The sequence below is a fragment of the Enterobacter cloacae complex sp. 2024EL-00214 genome (assembly GCF_043945575.1).
GTDB classification, from domain to species: domain Bacteria; phylum Pseudomonadota; class Gammaproteobacteria; order Enterobacterales; family Enterobacteriaceae; genus Enterobacter; species Enterobacter cloacae_P.
The window spans coordinates 75,590-100,427 of record NZ_JBIMRC010000010.1; the positions used below are offsets into that span (position 1 = coordinate 75,590).

The following is a 24,838-nucleotide window of genomic DNA, read 5'->3' on the forward strand; positions in this document are numbered from 1 at the left end:
ATGCTGATTGCACGTCTGATACGCTCCCGCTGGCTGTGGCTGGCGGGAGCGCTTCTCATTGTATGGGGGCTTATCTTTGCCGCCGACCGCCTGTGGCCGCTACCTCTGAAAGAGGTTAACCCCGCGCGGGTGGTGGTCGATGAGAAGGGAACGCCACTCTGGCGTTTTGCCGACAGCGAAGGTATCTGGCGCTATCCGGTCACTATTGAAGAGGTATCTCCGCGCTACCTTGATGCCCTGATCCAGTACGAAGATCGCTGGTTCTGGGATCACCCTGGAGTGAACCCTTTTGCAGTGCTGCGTGCCGCCTGGCAGGATCTCACCTCCGGGAAGGTTGTGTCTGGCGGCAGTACGCTCACCATGCAGGTCGCTCGCCTGCTGGATCCACATCCGCGCACCTTTGGCGGCAAGATCCGTCAGCTCTGGCGGGCAATGCAGCTGGAGTGGCACCTCTCCAAGCGTGAGATCCTCACGCTTTATCTCAACCGGGCCCCGTTTGGTGGAACGCTACAGGGAATTGGTGCCGCGAGCTGGACGTACCTGGGCAAACCACCATCACAGCTGAGCTATTCTGAAGCCGCACTTCTCGCGGTATTGCCGCAAGCACCTAGCCGCTTGCGTCCTGACCGCTGGCCGGAACGTGCCGAAGCGGCACGCAATAAAGTGCTTGAGCGGATGGTGACGCAGGGTGTCTGGTCAGCCAGTCAGGTGAAAGAATCCCGTGAAGAGTCTGTATGGCTGGCACCACGGCAGATGCCGCAGCTGGCACCACTGTTTTCACGCATGATGCTCAGTAAAAGCCGCGATACAAAAATTGTCACCACGCTGGATGCCGCCCTGCAGCGGCAGCTTGAAGAGCTGGCCATGAACTGGAAATCCCGGTTACCGGCACGCAGTTCGCTGGCAATGATCGTGGTGGATCATACGAATATGAAAGTGCGTGGTTGGGTTGGCTCGGCCGACATCAACGATGACAGTCGTTTTAGCCATGTGGACATGGTTAGTGCGATCCGATCGCCTGGATCGGTGCTGAAACCGTTTATCTACGGTATGGCGCTGGACGATGGCCTGATCCACCCTGCTTCGTTACTTCAGGACGTGCCGAGAAAAACGGGGGATTATCGCCCGGGAAATTTTGACAGCGGGTTCCACGGGCCTGTCAGCATGAGTGAAGCGCTGGTTCGTTCCCTCAACCTGCCAGCCGTCCAGGTGCTGGAAGCGTACGGGCCAAAACGTTTTGCGGGGATGCTGAGCAACGCGGGACTGCCGTTGATCCTGCCTGCTGGTGCGCAGCCGAATTTATCGTTGATCCTGGGGGGCGCAGGCGCACGGCTGGCGGATATCACTGCCGCGTACAGCGCCTTTGCCCGACACGGTAACGCGGGAAGATTGCGCTTACAGCCTGGCGATCCGCTGATCGAACGCCCGCTGTTGTCGCAAGGCTCGGCATGGATCATTCGTCGTATTCTGGCTAATGAGGCACAACCGCTGCCGGACGATGCACTGCCACAGGTTGCACCGCTGGCATGGAAAACGGGAACCAGCTATGGCTACCGTGATGCCTGGGCCGTCGGGCTTAATGCCCGCTATGTTATTGGTATCTGGACGGGGAGGCCGGACGGTACGCCAGTGGCCGGGCAGTTTGGTTTTGCGAGTGCTGTTCCGCTGTTGAACCAGGTGAATAATCTGCTTCAGTCGCGATCAACGTTAGATGAGGCGCGTCTGCCGCGTGACCCTCGCCCGGAAAGCGTGGGGCGGGGTGTTATCTGCTGGCCGGGCGGACAATCGCTGCCGGAAGGCAGTGAAAACTGTCGGCGTCGCCTGTCGACCTGGTTGCTGGAGGGCAGCGAACCTCCCACGCTTCTGCTGCCTGAGCAGGAAGGTATTCGTGGGATCCGTTTCCCCGTCTGGCTGGATAAGACGGGTAAGCGCGTCGCGGCAGACTGCCCGGACGCAGCCGAAAAAGTTCTGGATGTCTGGCCGCTGCCGCTCGAACCGTGGCTTCCAGCAACGGAGCGTCGTGCGGTGCGGGTTCCCGCCTCTTCTGCAACCTGCCCGCCACTGTCGCAGGATGCACCTGCGCCACTCATGTTGACGGGTGTGCGTGAAGGCGCGGTTATCAAACGTCTGCCTGGCGAGTCCCGTGTTTCACTCCCGCTGCAGGTGACCGGTAATAGCGGTGAACGATGGTGGTTTTTGAACGGTGAGCCGCTGGATGTGAAAGGGCGGGTTTACACACTACAGCTTGATAAATCGGGTGATTATCAGTTACTGGTAATGGATGAGGCGGGGCAGGTGGCGACGGTGAATTTTGTGCTGCAGTAACGTAAAAAGCGCTTTCAGATGTGAGCTGTTGCTAAAACTCGTCTTATTTTAAAAAAATGTTACCTGAATCCATAGGCAATGGCGCTATTGCTCATTATAATCCGCGCCACACCATACTCAGGTATGTAAAACAACAGAACATTTGACAGAGGTTATCATGGCTATTGAACGTACTTTTTCCATCATCAAACCAAACGCGGTGGCAAAAAACGTTATTGGCAGCATCTTTGCTCGTTTTGAATCAGCAGGGTTCAAGATTGTTGGCACCAAAATGCTGCATCTGACCGTTGAGCAGGCGCGCGGTTTCTACGCTGAGCACGAAGGTCGCCCATTCTTTGACGGCCTGGTAGAGTTCATGACCTCAGGCCCGATCGTTGTATCCGTCCTGGAAGGTGAAAACGCAGTACAGCGTCACCGCGATCTGCTGGGTGCAACCAACCCGGATAACGCGCTGGCAGGTACTCTGCGCGCGGACTACGCAGACAGCTTCACCGAGAACGGTACCCACGGTTCTGACTCTGTTGAGTCTGCTGCTCGCGAAATCGCCTTCTTCTTCGGTGAAGGCGAAGTATGTCCACGTACCCGTTAATTTAACGGTTTCGTTTACATATTATTTTCGTAAATGCCGCGTGCAAACGTGGCATCCCTGCGCCAGACTTTGTACAATGCAACGCCCCGGATGAGCAGACAGCTTTCCGGGGCGTTTCTTTTCAACCCTCCACGGGCCATAACGTGTAACAACGAGGCCGGAAAAAATTATGTCTGAATTAGTGAATACCTCCGAAGTCGTCATTCCTGCGGTTCCAAATAAAAATGGAAAAATTAACCTGTTGGATCTGAACCGTCAGCAGATGCGCGAGTTCTTTAAAGAGATGGGCGAGAAGCCGTTTCGTGCCGATCAGGTCATGAAATGGATGTACCACTATTGCAGCGACAACTTTGATGACATGACTGACATCAACAAAGTGCTGCGTAATAAGCTCAAAGAAGTGGCGGAAATCCGTGCGCCGGAAGTGGTGGAAGAGCAGCGCTCTTCAGATGGCACCATCAAATGGGCGATTGCCGTTGGCGATCAGCGCGTTGAAACCGTCTACATTCCGGAAGAAGACCGTGCCACGCTGTGCGTGTCATCCCAGGTGGGTTGTGCTCTGGAGTGCAAATTCTGTTCTACCGCTCAGCAAGGTTTTAACCGTAACCTGCGCGTGTCTGAAATCATCGGCCAGGTATGGCGCGCCGCGAAAATCGTGGGTGCAGCAAAAGTGACCGGCACCCGCCCAATCACCAACGTGGTGATGATGGGGATGGGAGAGCCGCTGCTGAACCTGACTAACGTGGTTCCGGCAATGGAAATCATGCTCGACGACTTCGGTTTTGGTCTGTCCAAACGTCGCGTGACGCTGTCTACCTCAGGCGTTGTGCCTGCGCTGGATAAACTGGGCGACATGATTGACGTGGCGCTGGCAATCTCCCTGCATGCACCGAACGACGAAATCCGTGATGAAATTGTACCGATCAACAAAAAGTACAATATCGAAACCTTCCTCGCGGCTGTGCGTCGTTACCTGGAGAAATCCAATGCGAACCAGGGTCGTGTGACTATCGAATATGTGATGCTGGATCACGTGAACGACGGTACTGAGCATGCGCATCAGTTGGCTGAGTTGCTGAAAGATACGCCATGCAAAATCAACCTGATTCCGTGGAACCCGTTCCCGGGCGCGCCGTATGGCCGTAGCTCGAACAGCCGTATCGACCGCTTCTCCAAAGTGCTGATGGAGTATGGTTTTACGACTATCGTGCGTAAAACCCGTGGCGATGATATTGATGCGGCATGCGGCCAGCTGGCAGGCGAGGTGATTGACCGTACCAAACGTACTCTGCGTAAACGCATGCAGGGCGAGACGATTGCGGTCAAATCTGTTTGATTATTATGCACTCACGGCGCATTTTCTGCGCCGTGACGCATAAGCTTACTGAATATTCAGTCATATTAATGATGACTGAATAATAATTACGGTGCGTTTCATACGACTTTCGGGCAGTATGTAACGTCGTAACAACAGTTTAGCTTCGTGGGCAGGGCTGCACTGTCATCTACAGGCTGACAGTCTTATACTGTCTGTTCAAGGTTAACTGACCAGAAGTTTCGCGGTGCGGGTGGCATTGTGACTCACCGGCACCTGGACCCTTATTTTTCACGTACCAGTAGTTGTAGCGAATGAATACTGAAGCCACTCACGACCAACATGAAGCACTCTCCACTGGCGTTCGTCTTCGCAACGCCCGTGAACAACTCGGACTCAGCCAACAAGCCGTTGCAGAACGCTTGTGTCTGAAGGTTTCCACGGTTCGCGATATTGAAGAAGATAAGGCACCTGCCGATCTGGCTTCAACATTCTTGCGTGGTTATATCCGCTCTTACGCAAAACTGGTGCATATCCCCGAAAACGAATTACTGCCAATGATGGAGAAGCAGGCACCTGTACGTGCAGCAAAAGTTGCGCCGATGCAGACCTTCTCTCTGGGGAAACGTCGTAAAAAACGTGATGGTTGGCTGATGAGCTTTACCTGGCTGGTGCTGTTTGTGGTTATCGGTCTGACGGGGGCATGGTGGTGGCAAAACCACAAAGCGCAGCAGGAAGAGATCACCACAATGGCCGATCAGTCCTCCGCTGAGCTTAACCAGGCCGGCAATGGTAATGCGCAAAGTGTACCGCTCAGCACTGACGGCGCGGCAAGCTCCAGCGAACCGCAAACGGCGGCAACGGATGCTCCTGCAACCGACGCTGCGCAGACGCCAGCGGCAACGGCGGACACGCCAGCACCTCAGGCTCAGGATCAAAACGCAGTTGTTGCCCCTTCTCAGGCTAATGTGGATGCGGCTCCTGCCGCTACTGCGCCAGCGAATAACACCGCAGCGTCACTGCCTACTGGCCAGGCTGGCACGATGACTCCTGCAGCCGATCCAAACGCGCTGGTGATGAACTTCAGCGCCGACTGTTGGCTGGAAGTGACTGATGCAACCGGTAAAAAACTTTTCAGCGGCTTACAGCGTAAAGATGGCACGTTAAACCTGACGGGTCAGGCTCCGTATAAGCTCAAGATTGGCGCTCCTTCAGCGGTACAGATCCAGTACCAGGGCAAACCTGTCGATCTGAGCCGCTTTATCAGAACTAACCAGGTTGCGCGTCTTACCGTTAATGCCGAACAATCAGCAGCACAGTAACAGACGGGCAACGCGGGAGATTTTTCATGCATAACCAGGCTCCGATTCAACGTAGAAAATCGAAACGGATTTACGTTGGGAATGTGCCAATCGGCGATGGGGCACCTATCGCCGTTCAGTCAATGACCAACACGCGCACCACGGATGTGGAAGCAACGGTCAACCAAATCAAAGCATTAGAGCGCGTAGGTGCGGATATTGTCCGCGTCTCTGTGCCGACAATGGATGCCGCTGAGGCGTTCAAACTGATCAAGCAGCAGGTGAACGTCCCGCTGGTTGCAGATATCCACTTTGACTACCGCATTGCACTGAAAGTGGCCGAGTATGGCGTGGATTGCCTGCGCATCAACCCGGGCAACATCGGTAGCGAAGAGCGTATCCGTACGGTTGTGGATTGCGCGCGCGACAAAAACATTCCAATTCGTATCGGCGTGAATGCCGGTTCTCTGGAAAAAGATCTGCAGGAAAAATACGGTGAGCCAACACCACAGGCACTGCTCGAATCCGCTATGCGCCATGTTGATCACCTGGATCGTCTTAACTTCGATCAGTTCAAAGTTAGCGTAAAAGCGTCCGATGTATTCCTGGCGGTAGAGTCTTATCGTCTGCTGGCAAAGCAGATCGATCAGCCTCTGCATCTTGGGATCACCGAAGCTGGCGGCCTGCGTAGCGGTTCCGTTAAATCGGCAATCGGTCTTGGTTTGCTGCTTTCCGAAGGGATCGGCGACACCCTGCGTGTTTCGCTGGCAGCCGATCCAGTTGAAGAGATCAAAGTTGGTTTCGATATTCTGAAATCACTGCGTATCCGTGCGCGTGGGATCAACTTCATTGCCTGTCCAACCTGTTCGCGTCAGGAGTTTGACGTGATCGGTACCGTGAATGCTCTGGAGCAACGCCTGGAAGACATCATCACCCCAATGGACGTCTCCATTATTGGTTGTGTGGTGAACGGCCCGGGTGAAGCACTGGTGTCAACGCTGGGCGTCACCGGCGGCAACAAGAAAAGTGGTCTCTATGAAGATGGCGTTCGCAGAGATCGTCTGGATAATAGTGACATGATCGACCAGCTTGAAGCCCGCATTCGCGCCAAAGCGACGATGTTGGATGAAGCGCAGCGTATCAGCGTTCAGCAGGTTGAAAAATAACGTGATGGGAAGCCGCTCGCTTCCCATGTATGATTGAACCCATTCTTTGGGTTTTTTTTGTATATAGAAAGAGAATAAACGTGGCAAAAAACATTCAAGCCATCCGCGGCATGAACGATTATCTGCCTGGCGAAACCGCCATCTGGCAGCGCATTGAAGGCACACTGAAACAGGTGCTCGGCAGCTACGGTTACAGCGAAATCCGTTTGCCGATTGTAGAGCAGACCCCGTTATTCAAACGCGCGATCGGCGAAGTGACCGACGTGGTTGAAAAAGAGATGTATACCTTTGAGGACCGCAACGGCGACAGCCTGACTCTGCGTCCGGAAGGTACGGCGGGCTGCGTACGCGCCGGCATCGAACATGGTCTCCTGTACAATCAGGAGCAGCGCCTGTGGTATATCGGTCCGATGTTCCGCCACGAACGTCCGCAGAAAGGGCGTTATCGCCAGTTCAACCAGCTGGGCGTGGAAGTCTTTGGTCTGCAAGGCCCGGACATTGACGCCGAGCTGATTATGCTGACGGCTCGCTGGTGGCGTGCGCTGGGGATCTCTGAGCACGTTTCGCTGGAACTGAACTCTATTGGTTCGCTGGAAGCGCGTGCTAACTACCGTGATGCGCTGGTCGCGTTCCTGGAACAGCACAAAGAGAAGCTGGACGAAGACTGCAAACGCCGTATGTACAGCAACCCGCTGCGCGTTCTTGATTCCAAAAACCCTGACGTACAGGCGCTGCTGAATGATGCTCCTGCGCTGGGTGACTACCTGGATGACGAGTCTCGTGAACACTTTACGGGTCTGTGCAAACTGCTTGAAGCTGCGGGCATTGCCTATACCGTGAACCAGCGCCTGGTGCGCGGTCTGGACTACTACAACCGTACTGTGTTCGAGTGGGTAACCTCAAGCCTGGGTTCTCAGGGGACGGTTTGTGCGGGTGGTCGTTATGATGGCCTGGTTGAACAGCTTGGTGGTCGTGCAGCTCCGGCTGTCGGCTTTGCGATGGGTCTTGAGCGACTTGTTTTGCTGGTTCAGGCAGTTAATCCGGAATTTAAAGCAGATTCCGTTGTCGATATATACCTGGTGGCTTCAGGTGCGGATACGCAGTCTGCGGCGATGCAGCTTGCAGAACGCGTGCGTGACGCACTACCGGACGCTAAGCTGATGACCAACCACGGCGGCGGCAACTTCAAAAAACAGTTTGCTCGTGCCGATAAGTGGGGCGCAAGTATTGCACTGGTGCTGGGTGAGTCCGAAGTGGCTAACGGCGAAGTGGTAGTGAAAGACCTGCGCTCTGGTGAGCAAACAACGGTAACGCAGGACGGCGTTGCGGCGCACTTGCGCTCTTTGACTTTCTAAGGAGAAGGACTGCGTGGAAATTTACGAGAACGAACACGACCAGGTTGATGCGATAAAACGCTTCTTTGCTGAAAATGGCAAGGCTCTGGTTGTTGGGGTTATTTTAGGTGTAGGTGCGCTGGTAGGCTGGCGTTACTGGAATAATCATCAGGCCGATTCTGCGCGCGGCGCGTCTCTGGCGTATGAAAATACCGTCAGCGCTATTCGTGCCGACGCGCCACAGACGTTGACGGCAGCAGAGAAATTTGCGGCTGACAATAAAAACACTTATGGTGCGCTGGCCGCACTGGAAGTTGCGCAGCAATTCGTTGATAAGAACGAGCTGGAAAAAGCGGCGGCACAGCTGTCGCAGGGGCTTACGGCTGCCAGCGATGAAAACCTGAAAGCGGTTATTAATCTGCGCCTGGCACGTATCCAGGTTCAGCTGAAAAAGGCCGATGATGCGCTGAAAACGCTCGATACCATCAAAGGCGAAGGCTTTGCAGCCATTGTTGCCGATCTCCGTGGTGAAGCGCTGCTGAGCAAAGGTGACAAAGAAGGTGCGCGTAAAGCGTGGCAAGCTGGCGTAGAGAGCAAGGCTTCACCTGCGCTGAGCGAAATGATGCAGATGAAAATAAATAATTTGTCCGTCTGAGAGGGACCCGATGCAATTGCGTAAATTACTTCTGCCAGGACTGCTTTCTGTTACGTTATTGAGTGGCTGTTCACTGTTCAGTGGCGAAGAAGATGTTGTCAAAATGTCCCCGCTGCCGACTGTTGAAAACCAGTTTACCCCGTCAACCGCGTGGAGTACCTCCGTGGGGGATGGAATTGGTGAGTTCTATTCCAACCTGCATCCGGCATTTGCTGACAGCGTTGTCTATGCGGCTGACCGCAAAGGCACCGTGAAAGCGGTTAACGCTGATGACGGGAAGGAAGTATGGTCCGTTAACCTGGCGGAAAAAGATGGCTGGTTCTCCCGTAAACCTGTGCTGCTCTCTGGCGGCCTGACCGTTGCCGGTGGTCATGTGTATGTGGGAAGCGAAAAGGCACAGGTCTATGCACTGAACACCAGTGATGGTTCTGTGGCCTGGCAAACGACGGTTGCTGGTGAATCTCTGTCTCGTCCGGTAGTGAGCGATGGCCTGGTTCTGATTCACACCAGCAACGGCCAGCTGCAGGCGCTGAACGAAGCAGATGGTCTGGTGAAATGGACCGTTAACCTGGATATACCTGCGCTCTCCTTGCGCGGTGAATCCGCGCCGGCTACCGCGTTTGGTGCTGCCATTGTTGGCGGCGACAACGGTCGTGTGAGCGCAGTGTTGATGCAACAAGGTCAGATGATTTGGCAGCAACGTATCTCCCAGGCGACCGGTACAACCGAAATTGACCGCCTGAGTGACGTCGACACAACGCCAGTTATCGTTAACGGTGTGGTTTACGCTCTGGCGTATAACGGTAACCTGACCGCGCTGGATCTGCGCAGTGGCCAGATCATGTGGAAACGTGAGCTGGGCTCAGTGAATGATTTTGTCGTTGATGGCAACCGTATCTATATGGTTGATCAGAACGACCGCCTGCTGGCGCTGAACACCGAAGGCGGCGTAACGCTGTGGACGCAGAGCGATCTGCTGCACCGTCTGCTGACCGCGCCGGTCATGTACAACGGTAGCCTGGTGGTAGGTGATAGCGAAGGTTACATGCACTGGGTTGATCCGGAAACGGGTCGCTTCACTGCTCAGCAAAAAGTCGACAGCTCAGGCTTCCTGACGGAGCCGGTTGTAGCGGATGGTAAGCTGCTGATCCAGGCAAAAGACGGCACGCTGTACGCGATCACGCGCTAATTACCCGGCTGTTGTAGTATACTAAACGGCTCCTGTTCACTCAGGAGCCGTTTTGACATTTTTAAAAACGCCGCGAAAGCGACGTGATTTTGAATTTTATGAGGCTTCAAACATGGTACCTGTGGTCGCGCTTGTCGGGCGCCCTAACGTTGGAAAATCCACTCTTTTTAACCGTTTAACACGCACCCGTGATGCGCTGGTTGCGGATTTCCCGGGGCTGACGCGTGACCGTAAGTACGGTCGTGCAGAGGTGGAAGGACGCGAGTTCATCTGTATCGATACCGGCGGTATTGACGGGACAGAAGATGGCGTTGAGACCCGCATGGCGGAGCAGTCTCTGCTGGCGATTGAAGAAGCAGACGTGGTTCTGTTTATGGTGGATGCCCGTGCGGGCCTGATGCCAGCGGACTCCGCGATTGCTAAACATCTGCGCTCACGTGAAAAGCCAACCTTCCTGGTGGCGAACAAAACTGACGGCATCGATGCCGATCAGGCGGTTGCTGATTTCTGGTCTTTAGGCCTGGGCGATATCTATCCTATCGCGGCATCTCATGGTCGTGGTGTGACCAGCCTGCTCGAAACCGTTCTGCTGCCGTGGGTTGACGAAGTGAACCCGCCGGAAGAAGTGGACGAAGACGCTGAATACTGGGCGCAGTTCGAAGACGGTGAAGAAGGCGAAGAAGAAGAGCCTGAAGAGGCATTCAACCCGCAGGATCTGCCAATTAAACTGGCGATTGTGGGCCGTCCAAACGTAGGTAAGTCTACGCTTACTAACCGCATTCTCGGTGAAGAACGTGTCGTTGTATACGATATGCCTGGCACCACCCGTGACAGTATCTACATCCCGATGGAGCGCGATGAGCGTGAGTATGTACTCATCGACACCGCGGGTGTGCGTAAGCGCGGAAAAATCACCGATGTGGTAGAAAAATTCTCCGTAATCAAAACGCTGCAGGCGATTGAAGATGCCAACGTAGTGTTGCTGGTTATCGACGCACGTGAAGGTATTTCCGATCAGGATCTGTCGCTGCTCGGCTTTATCCTCAATAGTGGGCGCTCACTGGTTATCGTGGTCAACAAATGGGATGGCCTGAGCAATGAAGTGAGAGAGCAGGTGAAAGAGACCCTGGACTTCCGTCTGGGCTTTATCGACTTTGCTCGTGTGCACTTTATCTCTGCACTGCACGGTAGTGGTGTGGGTAACCTGTTCGATTCCGTACGTGAAGCGTATGATAGCTCCACCCGTCGTCAGAGCACCGCGATGCTGACCCGTATCATGAATATGGCAGCAGAAGACCATCAGCCACCGCTGGTGCGTGGCCGTCGCGTGAAGCTGAAATATGCCCACGCCGGTGGTTATAACCCACCGATTGTGGTGATCCACGGTAATCAGGTGAAAGACCTGCCGGACTCTTACAAACGCTATCTGATGAACTACTTCCGTAAATCGCTGGACGTGATGGGCACACCTATCCGTATCCAGTTCAAGGAAGGGGATAACCCGTTTGCTAACAAGCGTAACACTCTGACGCCAAACCAGATGCGTAAGCGTAAGCGTTTGATTAAACACATTAAGAAAAGCAAATAAGCACTGCCGATCTCACTAAAACCCGCGCCTGTCGCGGGTTTTTTTTCGCTCATTCTTACCGCCCGTTTTCCCGGTGTGATGTCAATCGCTATTCATTTTTAACCATGTTTAAATCTAAGAAAGTAGACAATTGTCGAATTTTCATCTTAAAGTCCAGGGTTGGGTACTAGACAAAACTGGTGCCAGGTTATCAAATAGTTAAATAATTTTTCGCCGCCTGTAAAAAATCGGCCAGATACGTAACTGGCCGGCGTACATTGCGGTGCTTACCAGCACGACGACATACCTTTTCGGGAGAATTATGCAATCCTCTGTTAATCAAAAAGAAAGCCGAACGTTCTTCGGCCATCCGTATCCGCTTGGCTCGTTGTTCTTCACTGAGATGTGGGAGCGTTTCTCGTTTTACGGCATTCGCCCGCTGCTGATCCTGTTTATGGCTGCCACCGTTTATGACGGCGGGATGGGGCTGGCGCGTGAAAATGCCTCGGCGATTGTCGGGATCTTTGCCGGTACCATGTACCTGGCTGCACTGCCGGGTGGCTGGCTGGCGGATAACTGGCTGGGTCAGCAGAGAGCCGTCTGGTACGGTTCGATTCTGATCGCACTCGGTCATTTGTCGATTGCGCTCTCGGCCATTATGGGTGACAACCTGTTCTTTATCGGCCTGATGTTTATTGTGATTGGCTCCGGCCTGTTCAAGACCTGTATCTCGGTCATGGTCGGGACGTTGTATAAAAAAGGTGATGCGCGTCGTGACGGCGGTTTCTCGCTGTTCTACATGGGCATCAACATGGGATCGTTCATCGCGCCGCTTATCTCCGGCTGGTTGATTAAATCCCACGGCTGGCACTGGGGCTTTGGTATCGGCGGCATCGGGATGCTGGTGGCGTTGATCATCTTCCGCGTGTTTGCCGTTCCGGCGATGAAACGCTATGACAGCGAAGTCGGTCTGGATTCCACCTGGAACAGCCCGGTGGTGAAGCGCAATGGCGTGGGAACCTGGCTGCTGGCGCTGGCAGCGGGTGTTGCGGTTATCGTTACGCTGATTGCACAGGGCGTGATTGTGATTAGGCCGGTCGCGATTGCCAGCATGCTGGTGTACGTGATCGCGGTGTCCGTTGCCCTCTACTTTGTTTATCTGTTCGTCTTTGCCGGCCTGACCCGTAAAGAGCGTGCCAGACTGCTGGTCTGCTTTATCCTGCTGGTTTCCGCTGCGTTCTTCTGGTCTGCGTTTGAGCAAAAGCCAACGTCATTTAACCTGTTCGCTAACGACTACACTAATCGCATGATCGGTGGTTTTGAAATTCCGGCCGTGTGGTTCCAGTCGGTCAACGCGTTGTTCATTATCCTGCTGGCACCGGTGTTTAGCTGGGCATGGCCGAAGCTTGCCAGCATGGACATTCGTCCGGGCAGCATCACCAAGTTTGTTATCGGTATTCTCTGCGCTGCGGCGGGTTTTGGCCTGATGATGCTGGCGGCGCAGAACGTGCTGAACAACGGTGGCGCAGGCGTTTCTCCGTTCTGGCTGGTGGGCAGCATCCTGATGCTGACGCTTGGCGAGCTGTGCCTGAGCCCGATTGGTCTGGCGACCATGACGCTGCTGGCTCCGGAAAGAATGCGTGGGCAGATGATGGGGCTGTGGTTCTGTGCGAGTGCGCTGGGTAACCTGGCGGCGGGTCTGATTGGTGGTCACGTGAAGGCAGACCAGCTTGATATGCTGCCGGATCTCTTCGCTCGCTGCTCCATTGCACTGGTTATCTGTGCCGCGGTACTGATCGTCCTCATTGTTCCGGTTCGTCGTATGCTGGAAAATGTGCAGACTAAACCGGCTACTAGCGCCTGATAACACCTCGAGGTTGCCGGGGCAGGCGTTACGCCCCGGCAATTTACTCAACGAGGTAAGAACATGCTGTTAGGGTTTGTTGGTCTTGGTGCAGTGGTTGAAACGGCTTACCTGCCCGCAATACGAAATCTCTTTGATGAATCTCCGCGCTGTTCAGGTTTTGATGTTCAGCCCGTCAAACAGCCTGAAGGTGTAACCCGTTGTGCATCACTCGCTGAACTGCTCTCCCAACCTCTTGATACTCTGTTTATTACCACCGCCTCCCTGAACCATCTTGAGGTGCTTGAGCAGGCAATTGCCTCACCCGTGTCGCGTATTGTGGTCGAAAAACCGATTGTCGCCACGCTTCCCCAGATTGAAAAACTCAAATCATTGCTGGAACTGCCCGGCGTCGCGTCCCGCGTGCTGGCGCTCGATCACTGGATGGCGCGTCTCGAAACGGTGAAGCAGACGCTGGTCAGTACGTTTTCTGATGTCGTCAGAATTGAAGGTTTTCTGCAGGAGCCGAGCGGCTATAACCCCGCAGGGGAACCCATTGCGCTCAACTTTGCTACCGGTGAACCGGACACGCGTACACTGCATCACCCCGATGGCGTGATTCTGGATATCGGGACTCATGTGCTGGCGATGCTGCGTGAGACGGTACGTTATCTGGGCGGGCGTGATGAAATGGCGTTACGGGTGGTAACGGCCAAAGATCGGCTGGGACGCGATATTATAAAAGGCGATCTGACCACGGCTGAAGGTGAAGCGCATCTTCAGGGGCACATTAGCGGCGTGCCGGTGGATATCTGGCTCAACAAATATGCAGGCCCCGCCGGTGGGCAAAAAGGGCTGCGGCTGTATTTGCGTGACGGGCGGATTATCAGCCACGATCGGCGCGGTGCAGAAGATGTGCTGGAGCGTATTGATGGCGATGATATTCAGCACTGGCACATTCCCGGCACGATTTACGAACACTGTCTGGCTGAGCATATTCTGGGTGAGTACAGTTTGTTTGAACGCGATCCGCAAGAGGTGAGCCGTACGACACAGCGCAGGCTTGAGGAAGTCGAACTGTTGTTGACTCTACAGCAACAGTTGCGTGGTCCACACTGAGCGCATCGTGGTAAAATCCACTCAAATTTGAATGTCTTTTAAAGGAGTCACCATGTCCATTACCTGCCCGGAGTGTCATGCCGAACTGGAGCCACAAAACGGTGTGGCGCACTGCGATAACTGCAATAAAGATATTCAGCTGGAAGCCCGCTGCCCGGAGTGCCATAAGCCTCTCCAGGTATTAAAAGCCTGTGGTGCGGTGGATTACTTCTGTCAGAATGGCCACGGGTTGATCTCTAAAAAGCGCGTGGAGTTTGTGCCGGTTTAATCCGGTTTTTTCTTCCGCGTTTTCTTCGCTGCGGTCACACCTTTCACTTCGCTTTCCACCCAGCCGTCTGACAGGCGGGTGGTGAGCATATCACCGGCTTTCACCTGCTTAGTTTGCTTCAGCACTTTGCCATCCGTCGCGGTGGTCACGCTGTATCCGCGTGCCAGCGTGGAGAGAGGACTGACGGCTTCCAGATGGGTCACCGCATTACCGAAACGCTCGCGGGAGCGACTCAGACGGGTTCGCAGGTTCTCTGCCAGACGATACTCCAGCTGTTGAATACGCGTTTGCGCCCGGTAAATCTTCGGCTGTGGGTTTTGCTGGTTCAAACGCTGGATGATGCGCTGCTGGCGCGACACTGCACGCCTGAGCTGATTATCCAGTGCGGTGTTCATTCGCTGACGCAGGCGATCCAGCACGGTTTGCTGTCGCGCCAGGCGTAACTGAGGATGTTGTTGTTGCAGGCGATGATGAAGCTGGGTAAAGCGACGGGTACGGTTGGCAAGGAAATAGTCCATCGCCATCTCCAGACGCTGCTGGCCGTTCTGAAGCTGACGCAGCAGCTCCAGCTGATTACGGCTCACCACTTCCGCCGCTGCAGATGGCGTAGGGGCGCGTAAATCTGCGACAAAGTCGGCGATGGTGACATCCGTTTCGTGCCCCACGGCGCTTACAACGGGGATAAGGCTGGCGAAAATAGCCCGCGCCACGCGCTCGTCGTTAAAGCTCCACAAATCTTCCAGCGAACCACCGCCACGCCCAACGATTAACACGTCGCACTCCTGACGCGCATTCGCCAGTTCAATCGCGCGGACAATCTGCCCTGGCGCATCGTCACCCTGCACGGCGGTCGGGTAGATGATAACGGGCAGGGAAGGGTCACGACGCTTGAGCACATGCAAAATATCGTGCAGGGCTGCACCGGTTTTTGAGGTGATCACCCCAACGCAGTGGGCAGGTGAGGGCAGCGGTTTTTTGAACTGTTGATCGAATAAACCCTCTTCCGAGAGCTTTGCTTTCAGCTGTTCGTATTTTTGCTGCAACAGACCTTCACCCGCAGGCTGCATGCTTTCGACGATGATTTGGTACTCACCGCGCGGTTCATACAGGGTGATATTGGCGCGAACCAGAACTTGCTGGCCATGCTGAGGACGAAACGTCACGCGGCGGTTACTGTTGCGGAACATTGCACAGCGTACCTGAGCGGTATCGTCTTTGAGCGTAAAGTACCAGTGGCCGGATGACGGCTGCGTGAAGTTAGAGATTTCACCGCTGATCCAGACTTGCCCCATTTCCTGCTCAAGCAGTAAACGAACCGTTTGATTAAGGCGGCTAACAGTAAAAATTGAGGGGGGTTGAGAGGATAACATGTGAGCGGGATCAAATTCTAAATCAGCAAGTTATTCAGTCGATAGTAACCTGCTGAGAGGGGAGTGCAAGTTTTTTTTATAAAAAAGTGTGGATGCAATCGGTTACGCTCTGTATAATGCCACGGCAATATTTAACCACCCAGGTCAGAGATATTGCCCATGCTACGTATCGCTAAAGAAGCCCTGACGTTTGACGACGTCCTCCTTGTTCCCGCTCACTCCACCGTTCTGCCGAATACTGCCGATCTCAGCACGCAGTTGACCAAAACCATTCGCCTGAACATTCCTATGCTCTCTGCGGCAATGGACACCGTGACTGAAGCGCGCCTGGCAATCGCCCTGGCACAGGAAGGTGGCATTGGCTTTATTCACAAAAACATGTCTATCGAGCGTCAGGCGGAAGAAGTTCGCCGCGTGAAGAAACATGAATCCGGGATCGTGTCTGACCCACAGACCGTTCTGCCAACCACGACCCTGCACGAAGTGAAAGCCCTGACCGAACGTAACGGCTTTGCCGGTTACCCGGTCGTGACTGAAGCTAACGAACTGGTCGGTATTATCACCGGCCGTGACGTGCGTTTCGTCACCGACCTGAACCAGCCTGTCAGCGTTTACATGACGCCGAAAGAGCGTCTGGTGACCGTTCGTGAAGGCGAATCCCGTGACGTTGTGTTCGCGAAGATGCACGAAAAACGCGTTGAGAAAGCGCTGGTTGTGGATGCAAACTTCCACCTGCGCGGCATGATCACCGTTAAAGATTTCCAGAAAGCAGAGCGTAAACCTAACGCCTGTAAAGACGAGCATGGCCGTCTGCGCGTGGGCGCTGCGGTGGGTGCTGGTGCGGGCAATGAAGAGCGTGTTGACGCGCTGGTTGCTGCTGGCGTTGACGTACTGCTGATTGACTCCTCCCACGGCCACTCCGAAGGCGTTCTGCAACGTATTCGTGACACCCGTGCGAAATACCCTAATCTGCAGATCATCGGCGGTAACGTCGCGACTGGTGCAGGCGCTCGCGCCCTGGCTGACGCGGGTTGCAGCGCGGTGAAGGTGGGTATCGGCCCTGGCTCCATCTGTACTACCCGTATCGTCACCGGTGTGGGCGTTCCACAGATCACCGCCGTGTCTGACGCGGTTGAAGCACTGGAAGGTACCGGGATCCCGGTTATCGCTGACGGCGGTATTCGTTTCTCTGGTGACATCGCTAAAGCCATTGCGGCCGGTGCGGCTGCAGTGATGGTTGGCTCCATGCTGGCCGGTACTGAAGAATCTCCGGGTGAAATCGAGCTGTATCAGGGGCGTTCTTACAAATCTTACCGTGGCATGGGCTCCCTGGGCGCGATGTCCAAAGGTTCCTCTGACCGTTACTTCCAGACCGACAACGCAGCGGACAAACTGGTACCGGAAGGTATCGAAGGTCGCGTTGCCTATAAAGGCCGTCTGAAAGAGATCATTCACCAGCAGATGGGCGGCCTGCGTTCCTGTATGGGTCTGACCGGCTGTGGTACCATCGACCTGCTGCGTACTAAAGCGGAATTCGTACGTATCAGCGGTGCGGGTATCCAGGAAAGCCACGTTCACGACGTGACGATCACCAAAGAGTCCCCGAACTACCGTCTGGGCTCCTGATTTTCTTCGCCCGACTTCGCGTCGGGCGATTTATTTAATCTGTTTCACTTGCCTCGGAATTAGCGTCAATGACGGAAAACATTCATAAACATCGCATTCTCATCCTGGACTTCGGTTCTCAGTACACTCAGCTGGTAGCGCGTCGCGTGCGTGAACTGGGCGTTTACTGTGAGCTGTGGGCGTGGGATGTTACGGAAGCACAGATCCGCGAATTCAATCCAAGCGGCATCATCCTTTCCGGCGGCCCGGAAAGCACCACTGAAGACAACAGCCCGCGCGCACCGCAGTACGTGTTCGAAGCAGGCGTGCCGGTATTCGGCGTTTGCTACGGCATGCAGACGATGGCAATGCAGCTGGGCGGCCACGTAGAAGGTTCTAACGAGCGTGAGTTCGGCTATGCGCAGGTTGAAGTGGTTACCGATAGCGCGCTGGTGCGCGGTATTGAAGACTCCCTGACCGCAGAAGGCAAACCGCTGCTGGACGTGTGGATGAGCCACGGCGATAAAGTGACCGCTATCCCGTCTGATTTCGTGACCGTTGCCAGCACCGAAAGCTGCCCGTTCGCAATTATGGCGAACGAAGAAAAACGCTTCTACGGCGTGCAGTTCCACCCGGAAGTGACCCACACCCGTCAGGGCATGCGCATGCTGGAGCGCTTCGTGCGTGACATCTGCCAGTGCGAAGCGCTGTGGACGCCAGCAAAAATCATCGACGACGCCATTGAGCGTATCCGTCAGCAGGTTGGCGATGACAAAGTGATCCTCGGCCTGTCCGGCGGCGTTGACTCCTCCGTCACCGCAATGCTGCTGCACCGTGCTATCGGCAAAAACCTGACCTGCGTCTTCGTGGATAACGGTCTGCTGCGCCTGAATGAAGCGCAGCAGGTGATGGACATGTTCGGTGACCACTTCGGTCTGAACATCGTTCACGTGGAAGGCGAGAAGCGTTTCCTGGATGCGCTGGCGGGTGAAAATGACCCGGAAGCCAAACGTAAAATCATTGGTCGCGTGTTCGTGGAAGTGTTCGACGAAGAAGCGCTGAAGCTGGAAGACGTGAAGTGGCTGGCGCAGGGGACTATCTACCCGGACGTTATCGAATCTGCGGCATCCGCAACCGGTAAAGCACACGTCATCAAATCTCACCACAACGTGGGCGGCCTGCCGAAAGAGATGAAGATGGGCCTGGTTGAACCACTGCGTGAGCTGTTCAAAGACGAAGTGCGTAAGATTGGTCTGGAGCTGGGTCTGCCGTACGACATGCTCTACCGTCACCCGTTCCCGGGCCCGGGTCTTGGCGTGCGCGTGCTGGGCGAAGTGAAGAAAGAGTACTGCGACCTGCTGCGTCGCGCGGACGCTATCTTCATCGAAGAGCTGCACAAAGCCGACCTGTACAACAAAGTGAGTCAGGCGTTTACCGTGTTCCTGCCGGTTCGCTCCGTTGGCGTAATGGGCGATGGCCGCAAATACGACTGGGTTGTCTCCCTGCGTGCGGTAGAAACCATCGACTTTATGACCGCGCACTGGGCGCACCTGCCGTACGACTTCCTGGGACGTGTGTCCAACCGCATCATCAACGAAGTTAACGGCATTTCCCGTGTCGTTTATGACATCAGCGGTAAGCCACCGGCTACGATCGAGTGGGAATAAGTTTCCCCCGTTAGTCAGTGAACAAAACCCTCTGTTATTACAGAGGGTTTTTTTATTTACGGCGGTGCTGACCTTAGGAAACGTCAATCGGCTATTGTTGGTGGTCTAAATATGGTCTATATTAAAACTAAGGCATGACCATCAGGTGGACGCATCATGAAAGTAGAGACAATCAGCTACGTTAAAAAGAACGCGGCAACGCTCGATCTGTCAGAACCCATCCTGGTTACACAAAATGGTGTACCTGCTTATGTTATAGAATCCTATGACCAGCAGCAGGAACGGGAAAATGCCATTGCTTTGCTGAAGCTTCTTACCCTGTCAGAAAAAGATAAAGCGGAAGGGCGCGTGTTCTCCAAAGACCAGTTGCTGGATGGGCTTGCGGATTAATGCAGAGTGCTTAACGTTAAGGGACTTTCATGGAACAGCGGGTGACCTTTGAGTACACGCTTACGGTAAAGCACTGCCTCGACACAATAACGGGTTTCCTGCGCCGTATTGATGTTGAGCCACGCCCGGTTATCGCAGATATTCTCACACAGTTTGAGAGTACCGTTGGTCAGTTCCCGCAGGGGTGCCAGATTTGCCCTGAGCTACTGAAAATTGGCTGTGCCAAATACCGGGAGTTTAACCACGCTGAAGGCTACCGGGTTTTGTACTCAGTAGACGGAACGTTAGTGACAGCACATGTGATCCTGGCACATCGACAGGATATCCAGCAGTTACTTTTTAAGCGTCTGATAACCATGTAATGACCTCACTTCCCGCCACCCAACTGATACGCCAGCGCCACCACCAGCGACTGCACCAGGCATAGCGTTGCTGACTGAGAGCGGAACGCATCCACCTGCGCCTCTTTCACCACAAAGCAGAGATCGCTAAATGTTGCCAGCGGGCTTATCTGGCTGTCGGTGATCACAATCTGCCGTGCGCCAACGCTGGCGGCGGTTTCGCTGACCATCACCGTCTCTTCCGCGTACGGCGAGAAGCTAATCGACACCACAATGTCGCGTGCCTTAATGCGGTTGATCTGTTCGCGCAGCATTCCGCCCATCCCGTCGAGCAGAACAGGGCGGCACTCCAGATGGCTCAGAGCGTAGGTCAGATAGGCTGCCACGCTAAAAGAACGGCGCAGGCCAGCAATGTAGATGGTATCGGCTTCAGCCAGTAGCTGTACCGCGCGTTCGAGCATTTCCGGTTCGGCACGGGCGGCCAGCTGCTGAAGTGCCTGCGCATTGGAACGCGCAAACTCCTGCAGGATATCCAGCGGCGTTTCCGGGACGGCTTCGCTCTCCATTTCGCGGAACATTCGCGCGCGGTCGCTGTAGCTGGCGGTCTCTTCAACCAGGTTCATTCGAAACAGCTGTTTCATTTCGTTGAAGCCGGTGAAGTCAAACGCGTTAGCAAAGCGGATCAACGTCGACGGTGGAACATCGGCGCGTTCAGCAATGACGGCGACCGTATCAAAGGCCACGCTGTTCGTGTTATCCAGCACATAGCGGGAGACCTGCTGCAGCCTCTTACTCAGGTTATCGTAGCGATCGCGGATTTGCTGCTGCAGTTCGTTCAGGCTGGTTGCTGTCGTCATTTTGTCCCCCAAATACAGTTTTATGATTCTAAACGCAAAACCGCGTCTTTTAAATGTCGGCCATCCATCTGGCATCAAAAATGAAACAGAAGCTTCAGCCATTGACTCGTGTGAAATTCCTTAATAGCGCAGGCTGTGCCAGTGATGTTGGTCGTTAACATAAAAATCCATCCTTGATCACAATAATCATCATTTATTTTATTTCAACTTAAAATGGAATATTTGTTTCATATATAGTGTTCAGTAAACACAGTGTTCAGGTAACAATCACGTATCAACAGCGAGAGGTTAAGGATGGAGACGGTAGCGAATTTTATTCACGGCGAATGTGTCACCGGTTCAGGCCAGCGCGTTCAGGCAATCTTCAACCCGGCCACTGGCGAGCAGATCCGCCAGGTGGTGATGAGTACGGCACAGGAAACCGGGCAGGCCATTGCGGCCGCGCAGCAGGCGTTTCCGGCGTGGTCACGTCATTCTCCGCTTAAACGCGCACGAGTGATGTTCCGCTTCAAAGCGTTGCTGGAGGAGAACACCGAGAGGCTTGCCCGCTTAATTAGCGAAGAGCATGGCAAAGTGTTTTCCGACGCGGTCGGTGAACTGACCCGTGGACTGGAAGTGGTGGAGTTCGCCTGCGGTATTCCGCATCTGCAAAAAGGTGAGCACTCTGCCAACGTCGGTACCGGCGTCGATAGCCACTCGCTGATGCAGCCGCTCGGAGTTTGTGTCGGGATCACACCGTTTAACTTCCCGGCGATGGTGCCGATGTGGATGTTCCCGATTGCGCTGGCGACGGGTAATACCTTCGTGCTGAAACCGTCGGAAAAAGATCCTTCCTTGGCACTCGCACTGGCAAAACTGCTGAAAGAGGCCGGGCTGCCGGACGGTGTATTCAACGTCGTGCAGGGCGATAAAGAGTCCGTTGACGTGCTGCTGACTGACCCGCGCGTGCAGGCGGTGAGTTTTGTCGGCTCAACGCCAATTGCGGAATACATTTACCAGACTGCATCCGCCCACGGTAAACGCTGTCAGGCGCTGGGTGGGGCGAAAAACCACTGCATTCTTATGCCAGACGCCGACATGGATATGGCGACGAATGCCATTATGGGCGCAGCCTATGGTGCGGCGGGTGAACGCTGTATGGCGCTCTCTGTGGTGCTGGCGGTCGGTGATAAAGCAGCAGATGACCTCTGTGCGCGGCTGGAAAAACAGATCGCCGTACTGCGCGTTGGGCCAGGTCTGGATCAGACGCCGGAAAACGAGATGGGGCCACTGATCTCCTCAGTACACCGTAGCAAAGTGCTGGGCTATATCGACAGCGGAGAATCACAGGGGGCGAACCTGCGCGTCGACGGGCGTGGTTTCAGTGTTAAAGGCCATGAGAAGGGTTACTTTGTCGGGCCGACCCTGTTCGATAACGTCACGCCAGAGATGACCATCTATAAAGAAGAGATTTTCGGGCCGGTGCTTTCTGTGGTGCGCGTAGCAGATTACAACAGCGCAGTGGAACTGATTAACCGTCATGAATATGGTAATGGCACGGCGATTTTCACCCGTGACGGCGGCTGCGCGCGGCGCTTCTGCGAAGAGGTACAGGCCGGTATGGTTGGTGTAAACGTGCCGATCCCGGTACCGATGGCGTTCCATAGCTTTGGCGGCTGGAAGCGTTCCATTTTTGGCGCACTTAACGTCCACGGCAATGACGGCGTGCGTTTCTACACCCGAATGAAAACCGTCACTGCGCGCTGGCCTGAAATGCAGCAAGACACCGGCGCTGCATTCTCCATGCCGACGCTGGGCTGACAGGAGGTGTTATGCAAACCGAACGTATGACTATGGCCCAGGCGCTGGTCAGGTTCCTGAATCAACAATATGTCTGTGTCGATGGACAAGAAACGCCCTTCGTGGAGGGCGTGGCGACCATCTTTGGTCATGGTAATGTGCTTGGCATCGGTCAGGCGCTGGAGCAGGATGCCGGCCATCTGAAAGTGATGCAGGGATGTAACGAGCAGGGCATTGCCCATATGGCGACAGGATTCGCCAAACAGCACCGTCGCCAGCGTATTTTTGCCGTGACGTCATCCGTCGGGCCGGGGGCGGCTAACATGGTGACGGCGGCAGCGACCGCCACGGCGAACCGCATCCCGCTGCTTCTGCTACCGGGTGATGTTTATGCCAGTCGCCAGCCAGACCCGGTGTTGCAGCAAATTGAGCAGTATCACGATCTCAGTATCAGCACCAATGATTGCTTCCGTCCGGTTTCCCGCTACTGGGATCGTATCAACCGGCCGGAACAGTTAATGAGTGCGATGTTAAGTGCGATGCGAACGCTGACTGACCCCGCAAACACGGGGGCGGTGACTATTTGCCTGCCGCAGGATGTGCAGGGCGAGGCGTGGGATTATCCGCTGAGCTTCTTTGCGCGTCGCGTGCATCACATAGAGCGTCGACCGCCTGACCCACAGCGTCTGACACGGGCTCAGGATCTGATTGCCCGCAAACACCGTCCGCTGGTGGTGTGCGGTGGTGGGGTGCGCTATTCCGGTGCGCATGATGCGTTTCGCGAGTTTGTCGAGACGCTGCAACTGCCGTTTGCCGAAACCCAGGCCGGAAAGGGGGCGCTGGTCAGCGATCACCCGCTGAACATGGGGGGGATTGGAGTGACGGGCGGGATGGCGGCGAATCAGCTCGCCCCGCAGGCCGATCTGGTGATTGGCATCGGGACACGCCTGACGGACTTTACGACGGGCTCAAAAGCGCTGTTTTCCCATCCGGATGTTGAGTTTCTGCTGCTGAACGTAGCGGAGTTTGATGCCCTGAAGCTGGACGCCACCGCGCTGATTGCCGATGCCCACACCGGGCTGACGGCATTAACCCAGGCGCTTAAGCATTACCGCAGCCGCTGGGGTGATGAGATCTCACTGGCGCGGGAAGCCTGGCACGACGAGTGCCGCCGTCTGTGGATGCGGGACTGGCACCCTGATGATGCGCCCGAAGTGGCGGGGCATCTTGATGCACAGCTGGCAGAGTACGGCGACACGCTCAACACCCGGTTGACCCAGACGCGGGTGCTGGGGCTTATTAACCAGCATATTGAAGATAACGCCATCGTGGTGGGGGCCGCCGGTTCGCTGCCGGGGGATCTACAGCGGCTCTGGCAGGTCAAAACGCCGGACAGCTACCATCTGGAGTACGGCTATTCCTGTATGGGATACGAGATTGCCGCCGCCATCGGGGCGAAGCTGGCGAAACCACAGCAGCCGGTTTACGCCGCAGTGGGAGACGGCTCATACATGATGCTGCACTCCGAGCTGCAAACGGCGGTGCAGGAGGGGATAAAAGTCACCATTCTGCTGTTTGATAACGCCAGCTTCGGCTGTATTAACAACCTGCAGATGGGGCACGGAATGGGCAGCTTTGGCACGGAAAACCGCCACCGCAACCCGCTTACCGGGCGGCTGGACGGGCCACTGGTGAAGGTCGATTTTGCCCAAAATGCCGAAAGCTATGGCTGTCGCGCATGGCGGGTGCATGATGAGCAAAGTCTTCTGACGGCGCTGGAAGCGTCCCGTGCGCATCCCGGGCCAACGCTACTGGATATCAAAGTGCTGCCGAAAACCATGACCCATGATTATGCGTCCTGGTGGCGAACCGGTGATGCGCAGGTGGCTGAATCACTTGCGGTTCGTCACGCGGCTGAGCAAACCCAGGAGATGCTGAAAAAAGCCCGTCAGTATTAAGTTTTCCCACCGTAACGAAATTTTCATTTCATTTTCTTTTTTCCCTCACCCGGACCCTCTCCCCACAGGGGAGAGGGAGAAAAGACGGCTCTGTACCGTTCCCTCTTCCCTTTGGGAAGAGGGGTAGGGTGAGGGGCATATCGTCCACGATGTTGTGAGATTGATAACAAAATTTATCTCATTCATCTCAAAAATGTTAA

The 24,838-nt window shown here is 55.0% G+C and carries 20 protein-coding genes; 18 read left to right on the forward strand and 2 right to left on the reverse strand.

The features are described from left to right. The 12 genes from pbpC (at position 1) to ACHHZ6_RS13060 (ending at position 14,671) form a co-directional block, all read left to right on the forward strand. A complete protein-coding gene (gene pbpC / locus ACHHZ6_RS13005) occupies positions 1-2,325 on the forward strand; it encodes a peptidoglycan glycosyltransferase PbpC (protein ID WP_182274557.1) in 2,325 nt (774 codons plus the stop codon). Between the two features lie 157 nt (positions 2,326-2,482). Further along, positions 2,483-2,914, forward strand: coding sequence for a nucleoside-diphosphate kinase (ndk, locus tag ACHHZ6_RS13010; RefSeq protein ID WP_182272283.1), 432 nt, complete (start codon positions 2,483-2,485; stop codon positions 2,912-2,914). 169 nt (positions 2,915-3,083) lie between these two features. Further along, positions 3,084-4,250: a bifunctional tRNA (adenosine(37)-C2)-methyltransferase TrmG/ribosomal RNA large subunit methyltransferase RlmN gene (locus ACHHZ6_RS13015; protein ID WP_182272282.1), complete on the forward strand. Its 1,167-nt coding sequence runs from the start codon at positions 3,084-3,086 to the stop codon at positions 4,248-4,250. Positions 4,251-4,543: 293 nt separating this feature from the next. Continuing rightward, a complete protein-coding gene (gene rodZ / locus ACHHZ6_RS13020; RefSeq protein ID WP_182272281.1) occupies positions 4,544-5,551 on the forward strand; it encodes a cytoskeleton protein RodZ in 1,008 nt (335 codons plus the stop codon). A 26-nt stretch (positions 5,552-5,577) separates the two neighbouring features. Further along, positions 5,578-6,696: a flavodoxin-dependent (E)-4-hydroxy-3-methylbut-2-enyl-diphosphate synthase gene (ispG, locus tag ACHHZ6_RS13025; RefSeq protein ID WP_182272280.1), complete on the forward strand. Its 1,119-nt coding sequence runs from the start codon at positions 5,578-5,580 to the stop codon at positions 6,694-6,696. Between the two features lie 80 nt (positions 6,697-6,776). Continuing rightward, entirely contained in the window at positions 6,777-8,051 is a 1,275-nt protein-coding gene (hisS, locus tag ACHHZ6_RS13030; RefSeq protein ID WP_182272279.1) for a histidine--tRNA ligase, read from the forward strand. A gap of 13 nt (positions 8,052-8,064) precedes the next feature. Continuing rightward, positions 8,065-8,685 (forward strand): YfgM family protein, encoded by a 621-nt coding sequence (locus tag ACHHZ6_RS13035; protein WP_395122326.1) that lies wholly within the window; start codon positions 8,065-8,067, stop codon positions 8,683-8,685. Between the two features lie 10 nt (positions 8,686-8,695). Further along, positions 8,696-9,874, forward strand: coding sequence for an outer membrane protein assembly factor BamB (gene bamB / locus ACHHZ6_RS13040; RefSeq protein WP_395122327.1), 1,179 nt, complete (start codon positions 8,696-8,698; stop codon positions 9,872-9,874). Between the two features lie 112 nt (positions 9,875-9,986). After that, positions 9,987-11,462, forward strand: a complete 1,476-nt coding sequence (gene der / locus ACHHZ6_RS13045) for a ribosome biogenesis GTPase Der (protein WP_182274556.1) — start codon at positions 9,987-9,989, stop codon at positions 11,460-11,462. Between the two features lie 301 nt (positions 11,463-11,763). Beyond that, on the forward strand, positions 11,764-13,305 hold the full coding sequence (locus ACHHZ6_RS13050; protein ID WP_182272276.1) for a peptide MFS transporter: 1,542 nt from the start codon (positions 11,764-11,766) through the stop codon (positions 13,303-13,305). 63 nt (positions 13,306-13,368) lie between these two features. Next, positions 13,369-14,403: a Gfo/Idh/MocA family oxidoreductase gene (locus ACHHZ6_RS13055; protein WP_182272275.1), complete on the forward strand. Its 1,035-nt coding sequence runs from the start codon at positions 13,369-13,371 to the stop codon at positions 14,401-14,403. A gap of 52 nt (positions 14,404-14,455) precedes the next feature. Next, positions 14,456-14,671, forward strand: a complete 216-nt coding sequence (locus ACHHZ6_RS13060) for a zinc ribbon domain-containing protein (RefSeq protein WP_182272274.1) — start codon at positions 14,456-14,458, stop codon at positions 14,669-14,671. Here ACHHZ6_RS13060 and xseA read toward each other — a convergent pair. After that, positions 14,668-16,041 (reverse strand): exodeoxyribonuclease VII large subunit, encoded by a 1,374-nt coding sequence (xseA, locus tag ACHHZ6_RS13065; protein ID WP_182918775.1) that lies wholly within the window; start codon positions 16,039-16,041, stop codon positions 14,668-14,670. The genes ACHHZ6_RS13060 and xseA overlap by 4 nt on opposite strands. 159 nt (positions 16,042-16,200) lie before the next feature. Between xseA and guaB the strand changes: the two genes are divergently transcribed. From guaB to ACHHZ6_RS13085, 4 genes are all read left to right on the forward strand, one after another. After that, on the forward strand, positions 16,201-17,667 hold the full coding sequence (gene guaB, locus ACHHZ6_RS13070; RefSeq protein ID WP_182272272.1) for an IMP dehydrogenase: 1,467 nt from the start codon (positions 16,201-16,203) through the stop codon (positions 17,665-17,667). A gap of 68 nt (positions 17,668-17,735) precedes the next feature. Next, on the forward strand, positions 17,736-19,313 hold the full coding sequence (gene guaA / locus ACHHZ6_RS13075; protein WP_182918774.1) for a glutamine-hydrolyzing GMP synthase: 1,578 nt from the start codon (positions 17,736-17,738) through the stop codon (positions 19,311-19,313). Between the two features lie 156 nt (positions 19,314-19,469). Continuing rightward, positions 19,470-19,703 (forward strand): type II toxin-antitoxin system Phd/YefM family antitoxin, encoded by a 234-nt coding sequence (locus ACHHZ6_RS13080; RefSeq protein WP_004853132.1) that lies wholly within the window; start codon positions 19,470-19,472, stop codon positions 19,701-19,703. A 29-nt stretch (positions 19,704-19,732) separates the two neighbouring features. Next, positions 19,733-20,065 carry a type II toxin-antitoxin system RelE/ParE family toxin gene (locus ACHHZ6_RS13085; protein ID WP_182272270.1) on the forward strand — a complete coding sequence of 111 codons (333 nt, stop codon included), beginning with the start codon at positions 19,733-19,735 and terminating at the stop codon, positions 20,063-20,065. 5 nt (positions 20,066-20,070) lie between these two features. Here the strand turns inward: ACHHZ6_RS13085 and ACHHZ6_RS13090 are convergent, their stop codons facing one another. Next, the gene (locus tag ACHHZ6_RS13090) at positions 20,071-20,901 is read right to left on the reverse strand and encodes a MurR/RpiR family transcriptional regulator (protein ID WP_182272269.1); all 831 of its coding nucleotides are present in this window, start codon (positions 20,899-20,901) and stop codon (positions 20,071-20,073) included. Between the two features lie 294 nt (positions 20,902-21,195). Between ACHHZ6_RS13090 and ACHHZ6_RS13095 the strand changes: the two genes are divergently transcribed. After that, positions 21,196-22,701: a CoA-acylating methylmalonate-semialdehyde dehydrogenase gene (locus tag ACHHZ6_RS13095; protein WP_182918773.1), complete on the forward strand. Its 1,506-nt coding sequence runs from the start codon at positions 21,196-21,198 to the stop codon at positions 22,699-22,701. A gap of 11 nt (positions 22,702-22,712) precedes the next feature. After that, positions 22,713-24,638, forward strand: a complete 1,926-nt coding sequence (gene iolD, locus ACHHZ6_RS13100; RefSeq protein ID WP_395122329.1) for a 3D-(3,5/4)-trihydroxycyclohexane-1,2-dione acylhydrolase (decyclizing) — start codon at positions 22,713-22,715, stop codon at positions 24,636-24,638. The last annotated feature ends 200 nt before the right edge of the window (positions 24,639-24,838 follow it).

What these genes read in the sequence shown, in the direction of transcription:
- pbpC (WP_182274557.1), top strand. Translation starts at nt 1, where the DNA reads ATGCTGATTGCACGTCTGATACGCTCCCGCTGGCTGTGGCTGGCGGGA.
- ndk (WP_182272283.1), top strand. Translation starts at nt 2,483, where the DNA reads ATGGCTATTGAACGTACTTTTTCCATCATCAAACCAAACGCGGTGGCA.
- ACHHZ6_RS13015 (WP_182272282.1), top strand. Translation starts at nt 3,084, where the DNA reads ATGTCTGAATTAGTGAATACCTCCGAAGTCGTCATTCCTGCGGTTCCA.
- rodZ (WP_182272281.1), top strand. Translation starts at nt 4,544, where the DNA reads ATGAATACTGAAGCCACTCACGACCAACATGAAGCACTCTCCACTGGC.
- ispG (WP_182272280.1), top strand. Translation starts at nt 5,578, where the DNA reads ATGCATAACCAGGCTCCGATTCAACGTAGAAAATCGAAACGGATTTAC.
- bamB (WP_395122327.1), top strand. Translation starts at nt 8,696, where the DNA reads ATGCAATTGCGTAAATTACTTCTGCCAGGACTGCTTTCTGTTACGTTA.
- der (WP_182274556.1), top strand. Translation starts at nt 9,987, where the DNA reads ATGGTACCTGTGGTCGCGCTTGTCGGGCGCCCTAACGTTGGAAAATCC.
- ACHHZ6_RS13050 (WP_182272276.1), top strand. Translation starts at nt 11,764, where the DNA reads ATGCAATCCTCTGTTAATCAAAAAGAAAGCCGAACGTTCTTCGGCCAT.
- ACHHZ6_RS13055 (WP_182272275.1), top strand. Translation starts at nt 13,369, where the DNA reads ATGCTGTTAGGGTTTGTTGGTCTTGGTGCAGTGGTTGAAACGGCTTAC.
- ACHHZ6_RS13060 (WP_182272274.1), top strand. Translation starts at nt 14,456, where the DNA reads ATGTCCATTACCTGCCCGGAGTGTCATGCCGAACTGGAGCCACAAAAC.
- xseA (WP_182918775.1), bottom strand. Translation starts at nt 16,041, where the DNA reads ATGTTATCCTCTCAACCCCCCTCAATTTTTACTGTTAGCCGCCTTAAT.
- guaB (WP_182272272.1), top strand. Translation starts at nt 16,201, where the DNA reads ATGCTACGTATCGCTAAAGAAGCCCTGACGTTTGACGACGTCCTCCTT.
- guaA (WP_182918774.1), top strand. Translation starts at nt 17,736, where the DNA reads ATGACGGAAAACATTCATAAACATCGCATTCTCATCCTGGACTTCGGT.
- ACHHZ6_RS13080 (WP_004853132.1), top strand. Translation starts at nt 19,470, where the DNA reads ATGAAAGTAGAGACAATCAGCTACGTTAAAAAGAACGCGGCAACGCTC.
- ACHHZ6_RS13085 (WP_182272270.1), top strand. Translation starts at nt 19,733, where the DNA reads ATGGAACAGCGGGTGACCTTTGAGTACACGCTTACGGTAAAGCACTGC.
- ACHHZ6_RS13090 (WP_182272269.1), bottom strand. Translation starts at nt 20,901, where the DNA reads ATGACGACAGCAACCAGCCTGAACGAACTGCAGCAGCAAATCCGCGAT.
- ACHHZ6_RS13095 (WP_182918773.1), top strand. Translation starts at nt 21,196, where the DNA reads ATGGAGACGGTAGCGAATTTTATTCACGGCGAATGTGTCACCGGTTCA.
- iolD (WP_395122329.1), top strand. Translation starts at nt 22,713, where the DNA reads ATGCAAACCGAACGTATGACTATGGCCCAGGCGCTGGTCAGGTTCCTG.